The 19,857-nt window shown below is 47.1% G+C and carries 19 protein-coding genes and 2 pseudogenes; 9 read left to right on the top strand and 12 right to left on the bottom strand.

Features of this window, described 5'->3' with window-relative positions:
* Positions 1-30 precede the first annotated feature (30 nt).
* The 4 genes from AC1DN5_RS00200 to AC1DN5_RS00215 all read right to left on the bottom strand — a co-directional run bounded on the left by AC1DN5_RS00200 (position 31) and on the right by AC1DN5_RS00215 (position 5,859).
* A complete protein-coding gene (locus tag AC1DN5_RS00200) occupies positions 31-387 on the bottom strand; it encodes an arsenate reductase family protein (RefSeq protein ID WP_049627325.1) in 357 nt (118 codons plus the stop codon).
* Positions 388-500: 113 nt separating this feature from the next.
* A complete protein-coding gene (locus AC1DN5_RS00205) occupies positions 501-2,285 on the bottom strand; it encodes an acyl-CoA dehydrogenase family protein (protein ID WP_016938001.1) in 1,785 nt (594 codons plus the stop codon).
* Between the two features lie 18 nt (positions 2,286-2,303).
* On the bottom strand, positions 2,304-3,479 hold the full coding sequence (locus AC1DN5_RS00210; protein ID WP_366969769.1) for an acetyl-CoA C-acetyltransferase: 1,176 nt from the start codon (positions 3,477-3,479) through the stop codon (positions 2,304-2,306).
* Positions 3,480-3,489: 10 nt separating this feature from the next.
* A complete protein-coding gene (locus AC1DN5_RS00215; RefSeq protein WP_049627328.1) occupies positions 3,490-5,859 on the bottom strand; it encodes a 3-hydroxyacyl-CoA dehydrogenase/enoyl-CoA hydratase family protein in 2,370 nt (789 codons plus the stop codon).
* Between the two features lie 190 nt (positions 5,860-6,049).
* On the opposite strand from AC1DN5_RS00215, the gene AC1DN5_RS00220 reads away from it, so the two are divergent.
* Positions 6,050-6,190 carry a YuzL family protein gene (locus tag AC1DN5_RS00220; RefSeq protein ID WP_076982541.1) on the top strand — a complete coding sequence of 47 codons (141 nt, stop codon included), beginning with the start codon at positions 6,050-6,052 and terminating at the stop codon, positions 6,188-6,190.
* Positions 6,191-6,220: 30 nt separating this feature from the next.
* Here the strand turns inward: AC1DN5_RS00220 and AC1DN5_RS00225 are convergent, their stop codons facing one another.
* Entirely contained in the window at positions 6,221-7,129 is a 909-nt protein-coding gene (locus AC1DN5_RS00225; RefSeq protein WP_016937997.1) for a proline dehydrogenase family protein, read from the bottom strand.
* Between the two features lie 89 nt (positions 7,130-7,218).
* On the opposite strand from AC1DN5_RS00225, the gene AC1DN5_RS00230 reads away from it, so the two are divergent.
* From AC1DN5_RS00230 to AC1DN5_RS00245, 4 genes are all read left to right on the top strand, one after another.
* Positions 7,219-7,476: a hypothetical protein gene (locus tag AC1DN5_RS00230; RefSeq protein WP_016937996.1), complete on the top strand. Its 258-nt coding sequence runs from the start codon at positions 7,219-7,221 to the stop codon at positions 7,474-7,476.
* A gap of 11 nt (positions 7,477-7,487) precedes the next feature.
* Positions 7,488-7,820 carry a spore coat protein gene (locus tag AC1DN5_RS00235; RefSeq protein WP_366969770.1) on the top strand — a complete coding sequence of 111 codons (333 nt, stop codon included), beginning with the start codon at positions 7,488-7,490 and terminating at the stop codon, positions 7,818-7,820.
* 138 nt (positions 7,821-7,958) lie between these two features.
* Complete coding sequence (locus AC1DN5_RS00240) at positions 7,959-8,420, top strand: MarR family winged helix-turn-helix transcriptional regulator (RefSeq protein WP_045926003.1); 462 nt, start codon at positions 7,959-7,961, stop codon at positions 8,418-8,420.
* 20 nt (positions 8,421-8,440) lie between these two features.
* Positions 8,441-10,036 carry an MDR family MFS transporter gene (locus AC1DN5_RS00245; RefSeq protein WP_045926002.1) on the top strand — a complete coding sequence of 532 codons (1,596 nt, stop codon included), beginning with the start codon at positions 8,441-8,443 and terminating at the stop codon, positions 10,034-10,036.
* 33 nt (positions 10,037-10,069) lie between these two features.
* On the opposite strand, the pseudogene AC1DN5_RS00250 reads toward AC1DN5_RS00245, so the two are convergent.
* Together AC1DN5_RS00250 and AC1DN5_RS00255 are read right to left on the bottom strand one after the other, a co-directional pair.
* Positions 10,070-10,177: pseudogene (locus AC1DN5_RS00250) on the bottom strand (tautomerase family protein); the annotation flags it as partial.
* 62 nt (positions 10,178-10,239) lie between these two features.
* Positions 10,240-11,127 (bottom strand): LysR family transcriptional regulator, encoded by an 888-nt coding sequence (locus tag AC1DN5_RS00255; RefSeq protein WP_366969771.1) that lies wholly within the window; start codon positions 11,125-11,127, stop codon positions 10,240-10,242.
* 139 nt (positions 11,128-11,266) lie between these two features.
* On the opposite strand from AC1DN5_RS00255, the gene AC1DN5_RS00260 reads away from it, so the two are divergent.
* Positions 11,267-12,013 carry an acetoacetate decarboxylase gene (locus AC1DN5_RS00260; protein ID WP_016937991.1) on the top strand — a complete coding sequence of 249 codons (747 nt, stop codon included), beginning with the start codon at positions 11,267-11,269 and terminating at the stop codon, positions 12,011-12,013.
* Positions 12,014-12,026: 13 nt separating this feature from the next.
* Positions 12,027-13,067, top strand: a complete 1,041-nt coding sequence (locus tag AC1DN5_RS00265) for a ketopantoate reductase family protein (protein ID WP_366969772.1) — start codon at positions 12,027-12,029, stop codon at positions 13,065-13,067.
* A 151-nt stretch (positions 13,068-13,218) separates the two neighbouring features.
* On the opposite strand, the pseudogene AC1DN5_RS00270 reads toward AC1DN5_RS00265, so the two are convergent.
* The 4 genes and pseudogenes from AC1DN5_RS00270 to AC1DN5_RS00285 form a co-directional block, all read right to left on the bottom strand.
* A pseudogene (locus tag AC1DN5_RS00270) lies at positions 13,219-13,486 on the bottom strand (YusU family protein).
* Positions 13,487-13,488: 2 nt separating this feature from the next.
* Positions 13,489-14,313, bottom strand: coding sequence for an ABC transporter ATP-binding protein (locus tag AC1DN5_RS00275; protein WP_016937987.1), 825 nt, complete (start codon positions 14,311-14,313; stop codon positions 13,489-13,491).
* A 155-nt stretch (positions 14,314-14,468) separates the two neighbouring features.
* Positions 14,469-14,906, bottom strand: coding sequence for a YusW family protein (locus AC1DN5_RS00280; RefSeq protein WP_016937986.1), 438 nt, complete (start codon positions 14,904-14,906; stop codon positions 14,469-14,471).
* A 120-nt stretch (positions 14,907-15,026) separates the two neighbouring features.
* Positions 15,027-16,808 carry a M3 family oligoendopeptidase gene (locus AC1DN5_RS00285; protein ID WP_366969950.1) on the bottom strand — a complete coding sequence of 594 codons (1,782 nt, stop codon included), beginning with the start codon at positions 16,806-16,808 and terminating at the stop codon, positions 15,027-15,029.
* 133 nt (positions 16,809-16,941) lie between these two features.
* Here AC1DN5_RS00285 and AC1DN5_RS00290 point away from each other — a divergent pair, with 133 nt between their 5' ends.
* Positions 16,942-17,790, top strand: coding sequence for an oxidoreductase (locus tag AC1DN5_RS00290; RefSeq protein ID WP_366969773.1), 849 nt, complete (start codon positions 16,942-16,944; stop codon positions 17,788-17,790).
* Positions 17,791-17,873: 83 nt separating this feature from the next.
* Positions 17,874-18,338, top strand: a complete 465-nt coding sequence (locus tag AC1DN5_RS00295) for a Dps family protein (RefSeq protein WP_016937983.1) — start codon at positions 17,874-17,876, stop codon at positions 18,336-18,338.
* A gap of 46 nt (positions 18,339-18,384) precedes the next feature.
* Here the strand turns inward: AC1DN5_RS00295 and AC1DN5_RS00300 are convergent, their stop codons facing one another.
* A complete protein-coding gene (locus AC1DN5_RS00300; protein WP_049627337.1) occupies positions 18,385-19,749 on the bottom strand; it encodes a S1C family serine protease in 1,365 nt (454 codons plus the stop codon).
* Positions 19,750-19,857 lie beyond the last annotated feature (108 nt).

The following is a 19,857-nucleotide window of genomic DNA, read 5'->3' on the forward strand; positions in this document are numbered from 1 at the left end:
AGAAGATACCATAATTCTTAGAACGCGGCATTACATCCAATATTTTTCGAATTGGTCTTCTTTGAAGCCGACAGTGACTTTTTCGCCGTCTGTCGTAATCGGGCGTTTCAGGAGCATACCGTCAGATGCCAGAAGATCAAGCTGTTCATCCTCTGACATGTGATACAGTTTTTCCTTTAGGTTCAGCTCGCGGTATTTCATGCCGCTCGTGTTGAAAAACTTTCTCAGCTCAAGGCCGCTCTTCTCATAGAGGTCTTTAATTTCTTCTTTCGACGGAGTTTCCTCCACAATATGTATTTCGTTTATTTCCTTACCGCGGTCTTCCAGCCATTTTTTCGCATTACGGCACGTTCCGCATTTAGGGTACCAGTAAAAATTCAACGACATCTTCTTCACCCCTTGTAAATGATCGTCGTTATTTTAACACAATCACTTGTAAAAACCTATAACGTTGCTTCATGAAAAAGCGCTCCGGATGAAGGAGCGCTTACAGCATGTGATCAGACGATATATTTTTCTTCACGGAAGACAGCGGCCGCTGCTTCACGTTTTTTCTGAATCAGATTTTTCGGTGTCAGGCGCGTCAGTTTGCGCAGCACGGAAAGCATCATGCGGAGGGAATCTCCTTCCTCCATGGCGATCAGTGATTCTTTGGCATGCGCTTCAATATTCTGAAGGGCTTCCTGGGCAAAGATTTCCGTATATAACAGCTTTTGCGCGGCTTTTTCGGCACCGTCCGCCGCAATCGCTTTTTCCGTTCTGAGGACGGCAGATTCCAAAGCGTACACCGCGCTGACGATATCAGCGATGTTTACCATGATTTCCTGCTCGCCTTCGATCTCTTTTCCGTATTTCTGCGCCGCGAGCCCCGCTGTCAAGAGGGCGATCTTTTTCGCCTGTCTGACAATGTATTTTTCCTGTTCAAGAGGCTCTGAGCCCGGCTCTTCAGGCATCAGCATCATGAGCTCTTCCTGGAGCGCCTTCGCTTTTTCAAAGAGGGGAAGCTGCCCTTTTACGGCTTTTTTCAGGAACGTGCTCGTTACGATCAGGCGGTTGATTTCATTTGTGCCTTCAAAAATTCTGTTGATTCGCGAGTCACGGTAGGCGCGCTCCACTTCATATTCCTGCATAAACCCGTAACCGCCGTGAATTTGAACGCCTTCGTCGGCAATGTAATCAAGCGTTTCAGATCCGCACATTTTGTTGAGCGAGCATTCAATGGCGTACTCGGCGATCGACTTTGCGACTTCGCGTCCGTCTTTTTGCGCTTCTTCTGTCAGCCGACTCATATTATCTTCGAATAAGCCCACTGTTCTGTATACAGAGCTCTCCATGGCGTAAAGCCGTGCCGACATTGTCGCAAGCTTTTCCTGAGTGAGCGTGAAGCTTGAAATCGGTGTTTTAAATTGCCGGCGCTGGTTTGCGTAAGCGGCAGACAGCTCAATCACCCGTTTAGAAGCGCCGATTGTGCCGACGGCAAGCTTGTAGCGTCCGATATTCAGGATATTAAAGGCGATGACATGGCCTTTTCCGATTTCGCCGAGAAGGTTCTCTTTCGGCACTTCCGCCTGATCTAAAATCAGCGTTCTCGTCGATGAACCTTTAATCCCCATTTTTTTCTCTTCAGGGCCCGTTGACACGCCCGGATAATTTTTCTCTACGATAAATGCGGAAAACTTATCTCCGTCCACTTTTGCGTAGACGACAAAGACATCTGCAAAGGCGGAGTTAGTAATCCATTGCTTTTCTCCGTTGAGAATATAATGTGTGCCCGCTTCATTCAAAACAGCCGTCGTTTTCGCACCGAGGGCATCTGAACCTGAACCGGGCTCAGTTAAGGCGTATGCCGCGATTCTTTGTCCTGAAGCCAAGTCCGGCAAATATGTTTTTTTCTGTTCTTCCGTTCCGAAGAACACGATCGGCAATGAGCCGATACCGACGTGAGCGCCGTAAGAAAGCGAAAAGCTGCCGGCACGTGAAAATTTTTCCGTAATGAAGGCTGAACTGATTTTATCCAGGCCGATGCCGCCGTACTCTTCAGGCACGTCTGCTCCGAGGAGGCCCAAGTCTCCGGCTTTTCTGAGCAGTCTGACTGAATGCTCAAACTGATGGTTTTCAATTTCATCAATATAAGGAAGCACATCGTTTATGACATAGTCTTCTGTTGTTTTGCCGATCATTTTATGTTCGTCTGTAAAGTCCTCCGGAGTGAATATTTGATCATATCCCGTCTCCTCAATCAGAAAGCTGCCGCCTTTTTTGACGTTGACCGTTTCCTGTTTCATGTTTGTTTCCCCCTTTGTTTAAATGAGCTCAAATACGCCGGCAGCGCCCATGCCGCCTCCGATGCACATCGTCACCACACCGAATTGCTCGTTTCTCCGTTTCATTTCATGTATGAGTGACAAGGTCAGCTTCGTTCCCGTGCAGCCGAGCGGATGTCCGAGCGCGATGGCGCCCCCATTGACGTTCACCTTTTCTTCATCTATTCCCAGCGATCTGATGACTTGAATGGCCTGTGAAGCAAAGGCCTCATTCAATTCAAAAAGCCCGATATCCTGTAATTCGAGTCCGGCAAGCTTGAGCGCCCGCGGAATGGCTTCAATCGGACCGATCCCCATGACCTCAGGGGGAACGCCGCCTACGGCAAAGGAACGGAATTTGACTAGCGGCGCCAATCCGAGCGACGAAGCTTTTTCGCGATCCATCAGCATGACAGCCGCCGCGCCGTCACTCGTTTGTGAAGAGTTCCCGGCCGTCACGGTTCCCGTTTTAGAAAAAGCCGGACGGAGCTTCGCCAATACGTCAGCCGATGTGCCGGGGCGCACGCCTTCATCTTGAGAAAAGATAAATTGTTTTTTCCGCGGCTTATGGTCATCCCCGACTTCTGTCAGCGTTACTTCAACCGGTACGATTTCATCATTAAATTTCCCTTCTTTAAGGGCTTTCGCGGCATTCTGATGGCTGCGGACGGCAAATGCATCCTGGTCTTCTCTGGATACGCCGTACGTTTCGGCGACCTGCTCCGCTGTGTGCCCCATGCTCATGTAATACTCAGGCGCATGCTCCGCCAAAGCGATATTCGGGCGGGTCACATGTCCCATCATCGGAACTTGCGACATGGATTCCGCACCGCCGGCGATGACGGTGTCTCCCGCGCCGATCATGATTTTTTCCGCACCGTAAGCGATGGATTGGAGTCCGGAAGAGCAGTAGCGGTTCACCGTAATGGCCGGCACCGTATGAGGAAGCCCCGCCAGCGCACCGATATTCCGCGCCATATTTAATCCTTGTTCGGCTTCAGGTGTTGCACATCCGATAATTAAGTCATCGATGTTTCCTTCATAGCCGCCTGCCCGTTTCAGCGTTTCTTTCACACAAAGCGCGCCTAAATCATCAGGACGAACGGCTGCAAGCGACCCTTTTTTCGCTTTACCGACCGGCGTTCTCGCACCGGCCACAATGACTGCTTCTCTCATAAACACCCTCCTAGTTCCGTAAAGGTTTGCCTTTGACCAGCATATGCTGCATTCTTGCTTGAGATTTCGCCTCGCCAGCGAGACTTAAAAAGGCTTCTCTTTCAATCTCGAGTAAATATTCTTCTGAAACCTCCGTGCCGAACGGGACTCTTCCTCCGGCAATGACATGGGCCAGCTTCTTCGCAATCTTCATATCATGATCTGATAAATAGCCGGATCTTCTCATTTGGTCTGCTCCGAGCAGTAACGCGGCACAGCCGGTTTCCCCGGTGACTTTTACCTTTTTGCGGGCAGGCGGGCGGTATCCGCTGTCATATAAATAAGCAGCCAGCTGTTTCGCATCGTGCAGCAGGTGATCCTGGTTCATGCTGACACGGTCTGCCGCAGACAAAATCTTCATATCACGGGCTTCGTGCGCCGAGCCGGACACCTTGGCAAGCGCAATTGTTTCAAAGGTTTTAATGGCCGCGTCCATCAGTTCACTTCCGCCGTTCAAGTAATTCATGTACAACTCTTTATTTCCTCCGCCGCCCGGAATAAGGCCGACGCCGGTTTCGACAAGACCCATATACGATTCGCTCGCCGCCTGAACGCGTGCCGCCGGAAGACAGACTTCCGTTCCTCCGCCGAGTGTCATTCCGAACGGCGCCGCCACAACAGGTTTGGCGCTGTATTTGATGTTCAGCATCGTCTGCTGAAAACGGCGGATGACAAAATCGACTTCCATGAAGTTATCATCCTGAGCTTCCATTAAAATCATCGCAAGGTTTGCTCCCGCGCAGAAATGTCTGCCTTGGTTTCCGATGACAAGACCTTTATAATTCCGCTCCGTTTCCTCAAGCGCATTGTCAATCATCTGAATAATGTCTAAGCCGATCGCGTTGCTTTTCGTATGAAATTCCAGCAAAGCGATATCATCGCCGAGATCAATCAGACTGGCACCGCTGTTTTTGCTGATCACGCCCTTTGTTTCCTTTACCGTTTGCAGGCTGATCCGTTTCGGATTTTCTTTCACAGCTCTGTATTGGCCGTCTGAATAGTAAAACGGTCTTCCGTTTTCCTTCATATAAAATGTTTCATGGCCCTCGTCAAGCATTTCTTTCACCCAGCCGGGAAGTTCTGCGCCTTCTTGTTCAAGCCGCTCTGCTGATGCTCTGACACCGATGGCATCCCATATCTCAAACGGGCCGAGCTCCCAGCCGAAGCCCCATTTCATGGCGTCGTCAATCGCTTTGATATCATCAGCAATTTCACCTAAAAGCCGGGCTGAGTATAAGAGGGTTTGCGACGTGATATTCCAAAGCAGGCGGCCGGCGCGGTCATCAGAATATATAAGCGCTTTCATTTTCCCTTTGGCACCCTTTGCCTGTTTGGCGGCTTCTAAAGCGGGCGTCTTCATTTTCGAGCGCTCGCCGTATGTCATGGTAAGCGGATCGAGCTCATATATTGTTTTACCTTCTTTTTTGTAAAAACCTTGGCCTGATTTGCTGCCCAGCCAATTGTTTTTCAGCATGTCATTCATAAATTCCGGCAGCTTAAACATGTCTTTTTCAGCGCCGTCAGCTTTGTCGTAAACATTTTTTGCCACATGGGCGAATGTATCAAGCCCCACGACGTCAAGGGTTCTGAAGGTCGCGCTTTTCGGTCTGCCGATCAAAGGCCCGGTCACCGTGTCCACCTCGCCGATGCGGCAGCCGGAGGAAAGCATTTCCCTTACCGTGACCAACAGGCCGTACGTACCGATGCGGTTGGCGATAAAGTTAGGCGTGTCTTTTGCGATGACGACACCTTTTCCGAGTGTATTTTCGGCAAATGAAGTCATAAATTGCAATACGTCAGGATCTGTTTCCTGAATCGGAATGATTTCCAGAAGCTTCAAGTAGCGGGCCGGATTAAAGAAATGGGTTCCTAAGAAATGAGCTTTAAAATCGGCAGATCTACCTTCCGCCATTTTTGTGACGGAGATACCGGACGTATTGCTGGACACGATGCTTCCTGGTTTCCGGTATTCATCAACAAGTGAGAAAATCTGTTTTTTCACGTCAAGATTTTCGACGACGACTTCAATAATCCAATCAGCATCTTTCAACCCAGCCGCGTCATCTTCCAAATTCCCCGCCGTTATATAATCGAGATTGGCAGCTGAAGTCAGCGGCGCCGGTTTTTGCTTCAGCAGCTTTTGCATGGCCGATCGGCTCAGTCTGCTGCGGACCTCCGGGCTTTCTAATGTCAGCCCTTTTTTCACCTCATCCTTTGTCAGCTCGTTTGGCACAATATCAAGCAGCAGGACGGGAATTCCGATGTTAGCCAAGTGCGCGGCAATTCCGGACCCCATGACGCCTGACCCGAGAACGGCTGCTTTCTTTATAAACTTGTGCATGAGTCATCCCCCTTGAACTTTGAATGAATAGTCATTCATTTTTTCGGCAAAAAAAATGAAACCCTTTTCTTCTTTCATCTTAAAAGATTTTCAGGATGACTTCAATAGCAAATATGGAATTTTTTTAAATTTTTTGGCTTCCGCATGTTCCGCGCCGCAGGCGGGAAACTTAAACCCGGAGGTGAAGGGAATGGTGCGAGGGAGAAAAGATCCGTCTTCCGGCGCAGTGAGCGCGGCAAGCATGAAAGGAAATGCGGGACCGAAGCAAAAATACGGCGGCGGCAAGCGGACAAGCCAAAATCAGCAATATAAAAAAGACAACATGGAGTAACAGACTGCGGCTGCTTTTTTAAGGCAGCCGTTATTTTTTGAAGATTCCTTTCAGCACAAACGCCGCATTTGCCGGGCGCTCGGCAATTCTTCTCATCAGGTAGCCGTACCAATCGGTTCCGTACGGGACGTACACCCTCATCCTGTATCCTTCTTCGGCAAGCTTTTTCTGCCGCTCCGTTCTGATGCCGTACAGCATTTGGAATTCAAACTGCTCCCGGGGAATCTGATATTCGCTGATGAGTGTTTTCGTATACGAAATCATGTCGTCATCATGTGTCGCCACCGCTGTTTCATGCCCGCTCAAAAGCTGCAGCTTGATCAGCTGCTGGAAATGAAGATCGGTCCCTTTTTTATCAGGAAACGCAACGGACGCTGATTCTTTGTATGCGCCTTTTACAAGCCTGAGCCGCGGTTTGTATGGCATCAGGCTGCTGATGTCTTCAGCCGCGCGGTACAAATAAGCCTGAATGACGGTGCCGAGCATCGGAAAATCCGGTTTGCACCGCTTATACAGATCAAGCGTGCGGGCGCATCTGGAATAGTCCTCCATGTCAATCGTGACAGGGACGCGGTGTTCTTTTGCCTCCGTCAATATGTCTCTGATGTGCTGTTCGGCGAGATTCTCAGATATATCCAGACCGATGGATGTTAATTTCAGCGACAGCTCACAGTCCAATTGATTCTCGGCGATCGCCCTGATTGCTTTTTTACATTCTTCGGCCGTCCTTTTGGCATCCTTCCGGGACCCAGCATATTCACCTAGGTAATCTATCGAGGCCGACAGCCCGTTTTGGTTCAGCCGCTTCACCGTTTTTACTGCTTCTCGAAGTGTTTCCCCCGCAACGAATCTTCCCGCGCCGAAGCGGAGGCCGTAAGCCTGGGCGAATTTCGTAAGCATTTTATTTTTCGACAAAAATAAACATATGCTCCGCAGCAAGGGCGAACTCCCTCCTTTTTCTTTTATTCGTGTATGAAATCCCGGTCGCAGAGAAAGCTAAGAAGAACAGAATTGAAGGAGGCGTTTATATGAATAACCAGGAGCAGCACGGACATTTGCCGCCTGCCGTCATCTCAACGAAAGACCATTTGTATCTTGAGGACATGCTGAACTGGAATCTGCTTGCCATGAAAAAAGCGCATTTCATGGCGGAACACTGCCAGAATCAGACGTTAAAACAAGAGCTTGAACAAATAGGCCGGATGCACCACAAGCATTATCAAAACATCTTGGGTCACCTGAATCCCGCTCAAGGCGGACAGACAACAACAGGCTATATGCAATAGGAGGACAATACATGGAACAGCAAAATCAAAACATCACTAACCCGCAAACACCCGTGCCCAATACGGCGCAAATGAATGACCGAGACTTGGTGAATGAACTGCTGACGACGGAAAAATATATCACGTCTTCATATTGCACAGCCCTGCACGAGTTCAGCCACGAGTCTCTTTATCAAGATATTCAGGCGATTTTCGATGAGTCACAAAAAGCGCAGAGAAGATTATATGATGTAATGTTTCAAAATGGCTGGTATTCCATTGAAGCGGCCGACACCCAAAAGCTTCAGCAATCGTATCAGAAGTTCCGGCAGACCATTCAGCAGCAGTCTCCCTACCAGCAGTAACATAAGAAAGGATTTGATGTTTTCACTAAGCATCAATCCTTTTTTTATTTTTGCACAAAAGGATTGACTTATCTTTAATCCTTATTTATATTTAACTAATGTTAATTATTTTCCCGAAGAACCAGATGAGGAGGAGTTATGAAAAACGCGGATCAATATGTGTCTGACATCCAAAAATCCCTTCAGACGCTGCTGCAAAACATACAGCCGGAAATGATGGAAAGCATGGCAAAACATGAGGTGACTCCTGCCCAATTATTTGTTTTAGCCAGCTTAAAAAAACAAGGGAGCTGCAAAGTTTCCGAAATTGCGGAGCGCATGGAAGTAAAGCCGAGCGCAGTGACGCTGATGGCCGACCGCCTTGAGCAAAAAGGACTGATCGTCCGCAAACATAATCAGCAGGACAGACGTGTCATCGACATCAGCCTTACCGAAAAAGGCGAGAAGAAATTCGAAGATGTCGTGGAAGGAAGAAAAGCGATATTAGCGCGAAACCTGTCCGTTCTGACTGACGATGAACTGATTCAGTCCGTGAACATCATCCGCAAAGTAGCGGAAGCCGCCGAGAAATACGCGGCTGACCAAAAAGAAAACGAATAGAAAAGAGGAGCTGCCGAAGCATGAGCATTGAACAGAAGGATCCAAAACGCACACTATTAATAACGGGCTTAATTATCGCTATGTTTTTCTCAGCCCTTGACGGCACGATCGTAGGAACGGCGATTCCTAAAATCGTGGGTGACCTCGGGGGATTAAGCATGATGACGTGGCTGACCACGGCATATCTTTTAACTTCGACAACGATCGTCCCGATTGCGGGGAAACTTGCAGATTTATTAGGGCGGCGCGTCGTATATGTATCAGGTTTATTGATTTTCATGGGCGCTTCCGCACTGTGCGGAATGGCCAGCAACATGACGGAACTGATTATTTTCCGCGGACTTCAGGGAATCGGCGGCGGTGTCATGATGCCGATGGCCATGATCGTCATCGGAGATTTGTTCACAGGGAAACAGCGTGCCAAGTTCCAAGGGCTTTTCGGGGCGATTTACGGGCTGGCTTCTGTTATCGGCCCGCAAATCGGGGGCTGGATTGTTGACTCTTTAAATTGGAAATGGGTTTTCTATATCAACCTGCCTGTCGGAATCTTAGCCGTCATCTTTATCGCAAGAGGACTTCAAGGCAGAAAACAGACCGGGCCGATTAACTTTGACATCGCCGGGATTTTCACAATGATCGTCGGAATCGTCAGCCTCCTGCTCGCACTCAGCTTCGGAGGAAAGGATTATGCATGGGGGTCTTGGCAGATTCTCGGTCTCTTTGCGCTTGCGCTTGCCGGGATTGTCGGATTCATTTTCGCTGAAATCAAAGCAAAAGAGCCGATTCTGCCGATGTACCTGTTTAAAAACAGAACGTTTACCGTACTGAATCTGATCGGGTTTTTCATGAGTATCGGCATGTTCGGCGCCGTTACGTTCGTTCCTTTCTTTATGCAGGGAATTATCGGAGTCAGCGCTACCGCGTCCGGAACGATTATGACGCCGATGATGGTATCTATGATCATCACAAGTATTATCGGAGGCCAGCTGGTTTATAAGATCGGCATTAAACCGCAAATCATGATCGGCATGCTGATCATGGCCGTCGGCTTCTTCTTATTAACGACTTTGCAGCTGGATACAAGCAAGCTCGCGGCTACATGCTATATGGCCGTGATCGGTCTGGGAATGGGGCTCGTTATGCCGCTTCTCACACTCGCTCTGCAAGAAACGTTTTCAAAAGAAGAGCTGGGTGTGGTGACTTCATCAAGCCAATTTTTCCGGATGATCGGGGGAACGTTCGGCATTACGGTGCTCGGCGCTGTCATGAATGCCAGATCAGGAACCCTTCTAACCGACAGACTGGTGCCTTACTTAGATTCACTGCCGAAACAGGCAAGTGCCTTTGCCGACCAGTTTAAAGGCATGATTGACAAGAATCCTGAGGGGCTGCTTCAATCCTTGTTCAGCCAGGAATCGATTAAGCAGATTCCGGCCGCATTTTCTTCCCATATCGTGCCGGTTTTGAAAACGTCACTGATGGATTCGCTTCACAGCGTGTTTTTCACAGGCCTGGCCTTTATCGCTGCCGGATTGATCCTCACGCTGTTTGTTAAATCAATTAAACTGACTAACAAAAAAACAGGCAAACAAGAAGAAAAGGCGAAAGCCGTTTAATAGAGAAAATCCCGCGGATGCCGCGGGATTTTTTTATATCATCTGGGCCTCTCCGTTTCCGAATGACCAGTCTTCCGCCGCATTGCCTGAGAGGACGATAAACACATCTTCTTTTCTGACGCCCAGCTTTTCGTGCAGCCGGAGTACCTACCCCGCAACAAGTGAATAGGAAATGGGGGTAAAAACCCTAGTGATGAAACCCTTTAATAAACCTTAAACATTTCATCGTTATCTTTATAGTACGACATAATAAAGTCACGAAAATTTCTTACCGAAGAAGATAACAGCTTATGTCTCATCCAAGATAAGCCGACTGGATATGAAGCAGAGTGATCAGTCACTTTTATAAAATTCAGCCCCAATGTTCTGCAAACTGAAATAGGAAGCAATGCAACACCTCGATCCAGCTTTATAATCTCGACCAGTAAATGAGAATCCGCCTCAAATGCAATATTTGGGGTGAAACCAGCTTTCTCACAAAGCGAGGTTGTAAAACCTCTATACTCCTCATTATTAGCAAGGGTAATAAATGGTTCATCGGCGACAAGACGTAAAGAAATTTCTGTTTTACCCGTAAATCGGTGGTTTGAGGGTAAAGCCAGAACAATATCTTCATTTACCAGCACACAACTCTCTATCTCTTCATCTTGAATCGGATGACCTGTTATTCCTAAATCAATGTCCCCTTTTTTTAAACTTGTGATGATCTCGCTTTTAACTCCGATTGCTTGGAGAATTTTTGATTGAGGAGAGCGGTTGATATATTCACTCATCAGTCCTGCAAGGAATCTTGGATTGGAAATAGATATTCTTATGGTGTCAGAAATTTGATGTTCCTCCAATTGAATTTCCGTTTGTGCATTTTCAATTTCAGTAAAAATCCTGTTTACATGTTTTAAAAGAATTTCCCCTGATGAACTCAGCTTAATATTTCTGCCTTTTCTCTCAAACAAGGCTGTTCCCAGTTCATTCTCAAGTCTTTTTATAGTAAGACTTAAAGAAGGCTGGGCAATCTTTAATTGTTCTGCTGCTTTAGAAATATGCTCAGTATAGGCAACTGTCTGAAAGTATTTTAGCTGCAGCAATTCCATCTGTCTGCATCTCCCTTATTTATTTCAATAAATATACATATACCTTATTATGTATTAGATTAAATGTAAATGCGGATGTAAGATAATAGCATAGTTAAATTGAAAAAACTTAAAAAAGAAAAGGAAAGGGTGTCATTCAATGAAAATTGATGTGAAAGATATAGCAAAAAATTTAAATACGCCGCTAACGGCTCCTGCTTATCCTATCCCAAATTATAAATTTGTTAACCGTGAATATTTAAATATTATTTACCGAACGGATGAAAAAGCGTTACGTGCGGCAGTGCCAGAACCTCTTGAAATTACTGAACCTTTAGTGAAATTCGAAGTGATGTGGATGCCCGATGTTTCCGGACTTGGTGCCTATACAGAGGCAGGACAAGTCATCCCTGTCAGCTTTAATGGTGAAGAAGGGGATTATGTACATTCTATGTATGTAGACAATTTTCCAGCTATCGCAAGCGGACGGGAACTTACTGCATATCCAAAGAAATTGGGTGCCCCTAAGCTGTATATAGACTCTGATACTCTTGTCGGCACACTGGATTATGGCAGTCTTCGCGTGGCAACTGCGACTATGGGATATAAACATTTCGAAATGGACAAGGAAAAAGCGAAAAGGGAAATTTGCCGACCTAATTTTATGGTTAAGATGGCTACTGATTATAATGGTGATTTAAGGGTTTGTGATTTGGTGCGAACGCAAATAACGAATATAGAAGTTAAAGGTGCCTGGACTGGACCCGCGCGGCTTCAATTATTTGAACATGCTTTAGCACCTCTTGCAGACTTGCCTGTATTAGAAGTCGTTTCAGCATCTCATATCCTTACAGATTTAACCTTAAATGCTGCTCAGCCGGTTTATAACTACTTAGAGGAAAAATAAGGAGACGTTTACAATGAGAATTGCAATTTTAGGGGCAGGTTCTTTAGGAACCATAGTGGGAGCATATCTGTCTGCTGGCGGAATGGATGTCGAATTGATTGATTCATACAATGAACATGTAGATACTCTAAATCAAATAGGTGCTAAAGTAGTTGGTACAACGGAATTCCAAGCAAAGGTGAAAGCCATTACCCCTGAAAACAAGTCAGGCAAGTATGATTTAATATTACTTCTGACGAAACAATTATATAATGATTCGATTCTTAAAGAGTTACTGCCTTTTTTAAAGGATGACAGTGTTGTATGTTCCTTGCAAAACGGTATACCTGAACAGAAAGTTGCTTCGATCGTTGGTAATGAACGTGTTATTGCGGGTTCTGTTGAATTTGGTGCTACATTTATTGAACCAGGCGTATCCAGACTTACAACTGAGTATACTCAATTTAAAGAGTACGCTTTTCAAATTGGAGAATTAAATGGTGAAACAACAGAAAGAATCCAGCGTATTAAATCGGTTTTAGACCTTATCGGAGGAACACATATTTCCGATAATTTAGTTGGGACGAAGTGGTCAAAATTACTTATCAATAATGCATTCAGTGGTTTATCGGCAGCATTAGACGGAGAATACGGAGACATTCTTGACCATGAAATCGGCATTGTCAGCGCAGTTCATATCGCAGATGAGACGATTAAGGTTGGACACGCCAATGGTGTCAAATTTGCGAAAATGGGCGGCCTTGATTTAGAATCTTTGGAATTAAGAAGCGAAAATGATATTCCTGAACGTATCCAGACATTTAGGGCAGCCATGGCACCATCTAGGCTGCTAAGAGCAAGTATGCTGCAGGATCTTGAGAAGAAACGTAAAACGGAAATTGATTATATTAATGGAGTTATTCCCAAAATGGCAGAAGGTACTGGAATTTCAACACCTTTTAATGATTTGGTTGCAGCACAAGTCAAATGTGCCGAGGAATCTCAAACAGTGCCTAATTTTGATACAAATATAAAAGCATTTGAAGAGTTATTAAGTATCCGAAAAGAAATGTGATATATAGGAAAAAGAGAAAGGGATTGCTGCGGCGGTCCTTTTTTCTTGGTTCAACAAGCGGAAGAAATTATTAAAGAATTGAATGGCGCCTTTATTGATTCCTTTTCAGCAAAAAAAGCTTCCGGCACCTCTCTTTGATGCCGGAAGCTTTTTATTGTTTTTTTCTGTGCTCTTCATTGAGCTGTTTAATGTGCTGTACCGCGGCTTTGATGCCCTCTTTGGCGTCCGGGTAGGATTGGTTCCAATGCTTTACGAGCGGAGGCATGCTTTTTGCGATATGTGTATACAAAATCCATTGCCTGACTTCTTCCTTTAGTTCCGGGGTTGTTTCGCCAAGCAATAGTTCCGTATATTTTTCAAGCAGGCCGTCCAGCTGCTGCTGCAGTTTTTCTTCCATACCGTTCCCTTCCCTTTTTCATGATTATGACAATCGGGCGGTGAGAGCCGCTTCCTGCACGATGCATCTCCCGCGCCCGTGCGGAATGCAAAGCGGCGTGCCGAACAGCGGGTCCTGCGTGACTTGGCAGTTCATCGCAAATACCTGCTGCACAAGCTCGCAAGTGATGACTTCTTCGGGACGGCCCTCCGCGTAAATCTGTTTATCCTTAATGGCGACAAGATAATGAGCATAGCGGCATGCGAGATTAAGGTCGTGCAGCACCATGACGATGGTCCGTTTTTCTTTTTCATTTAATTCAAACAGCAAATCAAGTATTTCAATTTGATGCGTCATGTCGAGATAGGTTGTCGGCTCGTCGAGCAGAATGATATCCGTATCCTGGGCGAGTGTCATCGCAATCCACGCGCGCTGGCGCTGTCCGCCTGACAAAGAATCCACCGTACGGTCGGCCATTTCCTCAAGCTTTGTCGCCTTCAGCGCTTTTGCCACTGCGTCTTCGTCCTCTTTGGACCATTGCTTCAGCCAGCTTTGATAAGGGTATCTCCCCTGCTTTACAAGCTGATGCACGGTCAGGCCTTCGGGAGCTGACGGGCTCTGCGGCAAGATAGCCAGTTCTCTGGCGACTTCTTTCGTCGGCAGCTTAGCGATGGCTTTTCCTTCCAAAAGCACAGAACCGCCCCTCGGTTTCATCAGGCGCGCCAATGAACGTAAAAGCGTCGATTTTCCGCAGCCGTTGCTTCCGATCAATACAGTGATTTCGCCTTTTGGAATCGCTACATCCAACTCGTCAATGATAACAGTCTCTCCGTACCCTAAGCTCAGCGTCTCTGTAGAAATTGCACTCATACCGCTAACCGCTCCTTTTTTGTATTTCCCAACACTATGTATATAAACAAATTGCCTGAACATTCAACGTGAGATCATGATTATATTGTAACAGAAATTAATGACTCTGAATATCATTATCAATTAGTTTTGGGCAAAAAAACAGCGGACAGCGGTTATTTCTTGATTTCCGTCATTTCTCCGTCGCTTTTTTTCAGTTTCAAATAAAAATGGTCATAATGGCTGTCTAAATTAAAAGCAGAGAGCACCTGCCTGACAACTTCGCCTTCTTGCATCCCGCTGTTTACGGCAAGTTCTCCGAGGATCATCTTCATTTCATCAAGCGCTTCCTCGCCCTCTCTGTGAACTCCTGAAAGCTTGTCCTGGATGTCCGCCTTTTCACGACCGCCTTTTCTTTCATACAAACCTTCATAGCGGTTATGCTCTCCGGCTCCGTAGTTGACGCGAAGGGAAAAGCTGCTGTAAGGAACCGGCTTCGCGGATGATACGGGCGTGCTGTCTTGTTCCGCATTCCGTTTTTCTTCATTCAATCGGCAGCCGGCAATCAGCATCAGCGCCAGACATAAAACACCCGCCGTCCTGATCCATTTCATGCGATTCACTCCCATTCCATTCCGATCGTTTTTAGGTATTTCCAAGGGAGGCGGCTGTCATTCATCGAACAAAAAAGAACCGGAGCTGTTTATCGCTCCGGCCGGTTCCTCTCTATATCATCATTCAGTCAGCTCTAAAAATTCCTGTACATCCCGTACCGCAAGGCGGACCGCGTCCTCCCAAAACGATCGTTCCGTCAGATCCGCTCCAAGGTGCTTCATCGCCAAATCCTCAACGGTCATCGAAGCCGTGTCACACAAAAGCGCGATATATTTTTCTTCAAAATCCGCATTCTCCCGAAGAGCTCTTGCGTATATTCCAAGGGAAAATAAATAACCGAACGTATACGGAAAATTGTAGAACGGCACTCCCGTAATATGAAAATGAAGTTTTGACGCCCAGAAATGCGGGTGGTATTCCCCTAATGAATCGCAAAACGCTTCTTTCTGCGCCGCTTCCATCAGTTCATTCAATTTTTCAGCCGGAACGACGCCATGTTTCCGCTCTTCATAAAACCGCGTTTCAAATAAAAATCTCGCATGAATATTCATAAACATGGCTACGCTTCTTTGAATTTTATCTTCAAGCAGGAACAGCTTTTCTTCTTTTGTCTCCGCTTGTTTCAAAGCGGCGTCGGCGACGATCATTTCCGCAAAAGTCGAGGCTGTTTCAGCGACATTCATGGCGTAGGCTCTGTTCAGCTGCCGCACTTGAAGCATGGCCTCCTGATGAAACGCGTGTCCAAGCTCATGCGCAAGCGTTGATACATTTGAAGCGCTTCCTGAAAACGTCATGAAAATACGGGATTCTCCGCTGTCGGGAAAGCTGGTGCAGAAACCGCCGACCCGTTTGCCGCTGCGGTCTTCCGCTTCAATCCACCGATCGCGGAACGCTTTTTCCGTAAATGCGGACAGTTTTTTGCCAAATGTGGAAAATTGGGTAACGATCAGATTGGCCGCTTCATCATATGTGTATTTTTTCGGCGCCTCGCCGATCGGCGCATTCACATCATACCAATTCAGGCGCTCAAGCCCTAAGAGGGACGCCTTTCGATTCAGGTATTCGGCAAAGGGTTTTTTATGATCGGTAATGACCTGCCACATGACATCCAGTGTTTCTTTTTTCATCCGGTTGATCGCAAGCGGCTCTTCCAAGGCGCTTTCCCAGCCCCGCGCTTTATACATTTCCGTTCGGAAGCCGGCCAGATGATTCAGCGTGCTGCCAAACAGCTCCTCTTCTCCCTTCCAGGCTTCGTTAAGCTCTTTAAATACTTGCCGCCTGGTGCCGCGGTCCGGATGCGCCATCATGTTTTCCGCTTGGCCGACTGACAGCTCTTTATCCTCAAACGGAATCTTCATTCTTCCGACAGCCGCATTATACAGGTCGCCCCATGCGTGATAGCCGTCAACGGCCAGACCTTCAATCAGTCTCTCTTCTGAAACGCTGAGCTTTTCTCTGATCCGGTCTCTTCTTTCATTTAAAACGTATGTGAGGTCCTGAAGTTCCGGTTTTTGCAGCAGCTCCTCCCAGACCCGCTCGTCAATCCGGGCAAGTGTATCGTCAAGGGTGACCAGAGCGGATTTAAAATCACTGCTCAGCTGATTGATCCGCGCCCTCCACTCATTCGCTTTCTGGTCATCAGTGTTCTGAGCCTGAAGACAGCCGACGAACGCTCCCGCCTGTCTGATCATGATCGCCGACCGTTCAAACCGATCAATCAGATTGACCAGCTCCCCGCCTTCATCAGCATGAGACGGAACTGTAAACGCCTCTGCCTCTTTTTGAAAAGCGCTGAGCTGCTGTTTGAGCTCTTGTATGTATTGCTGGAAATCTTCCGACCTGCTCCCGCCCTCAAAAATGGAGTTTAAATCCCATGTTTCCTTCAATCCCTCTAATGCCATCTTTTTCATTACCCCTTTCTGTCCGAAGCTGATTCCATTATAAAATAATTCTGACATATTTCCGAACGATTTCTCCTTCTCACCGCTAAATGTTATACACTAACATATAAGAACAAACGGGGAGGAATATGAGTTGAACAGAAAAATTGCCATTGTAACCGGCGCGACAAGCGGATTCGGTCTGCTGACAGCGCTGAAGCTCGCCCGGTCTTATCATGTCATCGCAACAGCGAGACAGCCGGAGAAAGCTGAAACATTGAAAGAGGCGGCCGCCCAAGCGGGTGTATCCGGTCATATTACGATCGCTTCTTTAGATGTTACAAATGAGCAGTCGGTGTCTGACTTCGGCAACACCATCAGCGGTTTCGGACCGGTTGATGTGCTTGTGAACAACGCCGGCACTGCGTATGGGGGATTTATTGCAGATGTACCGATGGAACATTACAGACAGCAGTTTGACACGAATGTATTCGGCCTGATTCATGTCACAAAAACCGTGCTCCCTTATATGAGAAAACACGGCGGAGCGAAAATCATCAACATCAGCAGCATCAGCGGACTGACCGCCTTTCCTGCTCTTTCTCCGTACACTTCTTCCAAATTCGCGATTGAAGGGTTTACAGAGTGTCTGCGTCTTGAGCTTCTGCCTTTAGGAATTAATGCCGCTTTAATAGAACCGGGCTCCTATAAAACGTCTATTTGGGAGACGTCTCTCTCCAATCATCTTACGGCACCTGGAAAAGATTCGCCTTATTACCGCTATTATCAGCAAATTGAAGCTTACGTCAAAGCGAGCGCATCCAAAAGCGGCGATCCCAATGACGTGGCGGAGCTAATTTTTCAATTGGCACAGACGAAACGCCTGAAGAAACTGCGGTATCCGATCGGCAGGGGCATTAAGCTGACATTGGCTTGCCGCTCCCTCTTCTCTTGGCCCGTCTGGGAATCGATCATAAAGAAAAAGCTGTTCAAGGAAACCTAAATTATAATTATTATAATTTAGTATTGATTTTTATTTGATACGTGATATAATTAAATTAACAGATCACAGGGAGGACGATAAATATGAATACACAAAACGCGAAAAAAACTGAAAATCTAGTTGAGAAATCAATGAACACCCAATTATCAAACTGGTTTATCCTTTACTCTAAGCTGCACCGCTTCCATTGGTATGTAAAAGGCCCTCATTTCTTTACGCTGCATGAAAAGTTTGAAGAACTGTATAACGAAGCGGCGGAAACGGCGGATGCCATCGCAGAGCGTCTTCTGGCCATCGGCGGACAGCCCGCGGCGACTTTTCACAGCTACCTTGAACAAGCTTCCATTACGGATGAAGGACAGGAAAAGACGGCTTCTGAAATGGTGGAATCACTCGTTCAAGACTACAAACAGATCAGCCGCGAATCAAAATTTGTCATCGGCATCGCCGAGGAACAAAATGACCCGTCAACAGCCGACCTGTTTGTCGGATTAGTTGAAGAAGCGGACAAGCATGTGTGGATGCTGTCAGCCTACTTAGGAGAATGACGAAAAAAGCTGAACCTCAGGCGGAGGTTCAGCTTTTTTTATGCGTTCAGCTTGCGCTTTCAGTTTGTTTCGTTAATGTGATGTTCAGCGTCTTTTTGCTGCCGCCTCTGAGAACTTGAACAGTCGTTTTATCGCCGATTTTCAGCTGGTTATACAGAATCTGTCTGATATCGGCGCTGCTGCCGACATCTTTGCCGTTCAATTTTACGATGACGTCATTTGATTTGATGCCCGCTTTCGCAGCCGGTGAGCCGGACTGCACTTCTTTTACGTAAACGCCCTTAGACAGCTGGTCGCCGAACAATCCGAGCGTGTTTTCCTGATAGGTTTCCGGCACTTGCGACATATCAATCATCTGCACGCCTAAAAACGGACGCTCGACTTTTCCTTTAGCAAGCAGCTGGTCGACAATCGGTTCCACATCGTTGCTCGGAATGGCGAAGCCGAGTGATTCCACGCCGTTTTCACTGACTTTCATGCTGTTGATTCCGATGACCTGGCCGCTGGAGTTGATTAACGGCCCGCCGCTGTTACCGGGATTAATCGCCGCATCCGTCTGAATCACGTTCATTTCCACCGTGCCTTGGGAAGTGTCGGCGTCTACCGTTCTGTTCAGTCCGCTGATCACACCTTGTGTGACGGTGCCGGAAAACTGCTGGCCGAGCGGGTTGCCGATGGCGATTACCTTATCGGCAATGCGCAGCTGTGAAGAATCGCCGAAGCTGGCCGCTTTTTTGACATTGGACGAGCTGATTTCCAGTACGGCCAGGTCACTGATGGCATCCTTTCCGACAAGCTTTGCCGTTTCGGTTTTCCCGTTATAAAGAGTGACCGACAGCTTGTTTGCTCCTTCTACGACATGGTTGTTTGTGATGATGTACGCTTTTTGGCCGTCTTTTTTGAAAATGACGCCTGACCCCGTGCCGCTCTCCGTTTCAGAGCTTGAACCGCCGTCAAGTCCGAATTGGCCGCTTTGCGACGCTTGATAGTTGGACACTCCGACAATCGCAGGCTCCAAATCTTCTACCATATCTGCCACACTTGAGGTATTTTTCAAAGGCGTTGACGTAAAATTCGCAGACTGAACTTGTTTCGCCGTATCAGAAACAGATTCTGCCTTATGCTGCTCACCCGGCAGATTCGGCACAATGCCAAGCACGAGGCCGCCGCCGATAATGCCGCCTAAAATCGGGCTCAGCCAAGCGGCTCTCCGTTTTTTTTCTTTTTTCACGGCAGCCGTTTTTTCAAATTCCGTACCGGCCGCCGTCTCTTTTTCCGCTTCTTTAGAGACGGGGCCTTCAAGCAGCTCAGGTTCCTGATGGCTGATCCGCTGCTGTTCATTGCCGTTTTGCTCCGTATGTGAAAGATCTGACTGATCGCGGCTGATGCCGTCATCTCGCTGATCGTTCATATTCACGCACACTCCTTCAGTATGTTCTCATTCTATTCATTACATATTCATCGCATGTACAAGTTCTATTGTCCCAATAATAAGGAGAAAAGCAAAGCTCCAAAACAA

It is taken from the genome of Bacillus sp. 01N42_2 (assembly GCF_056399565.1).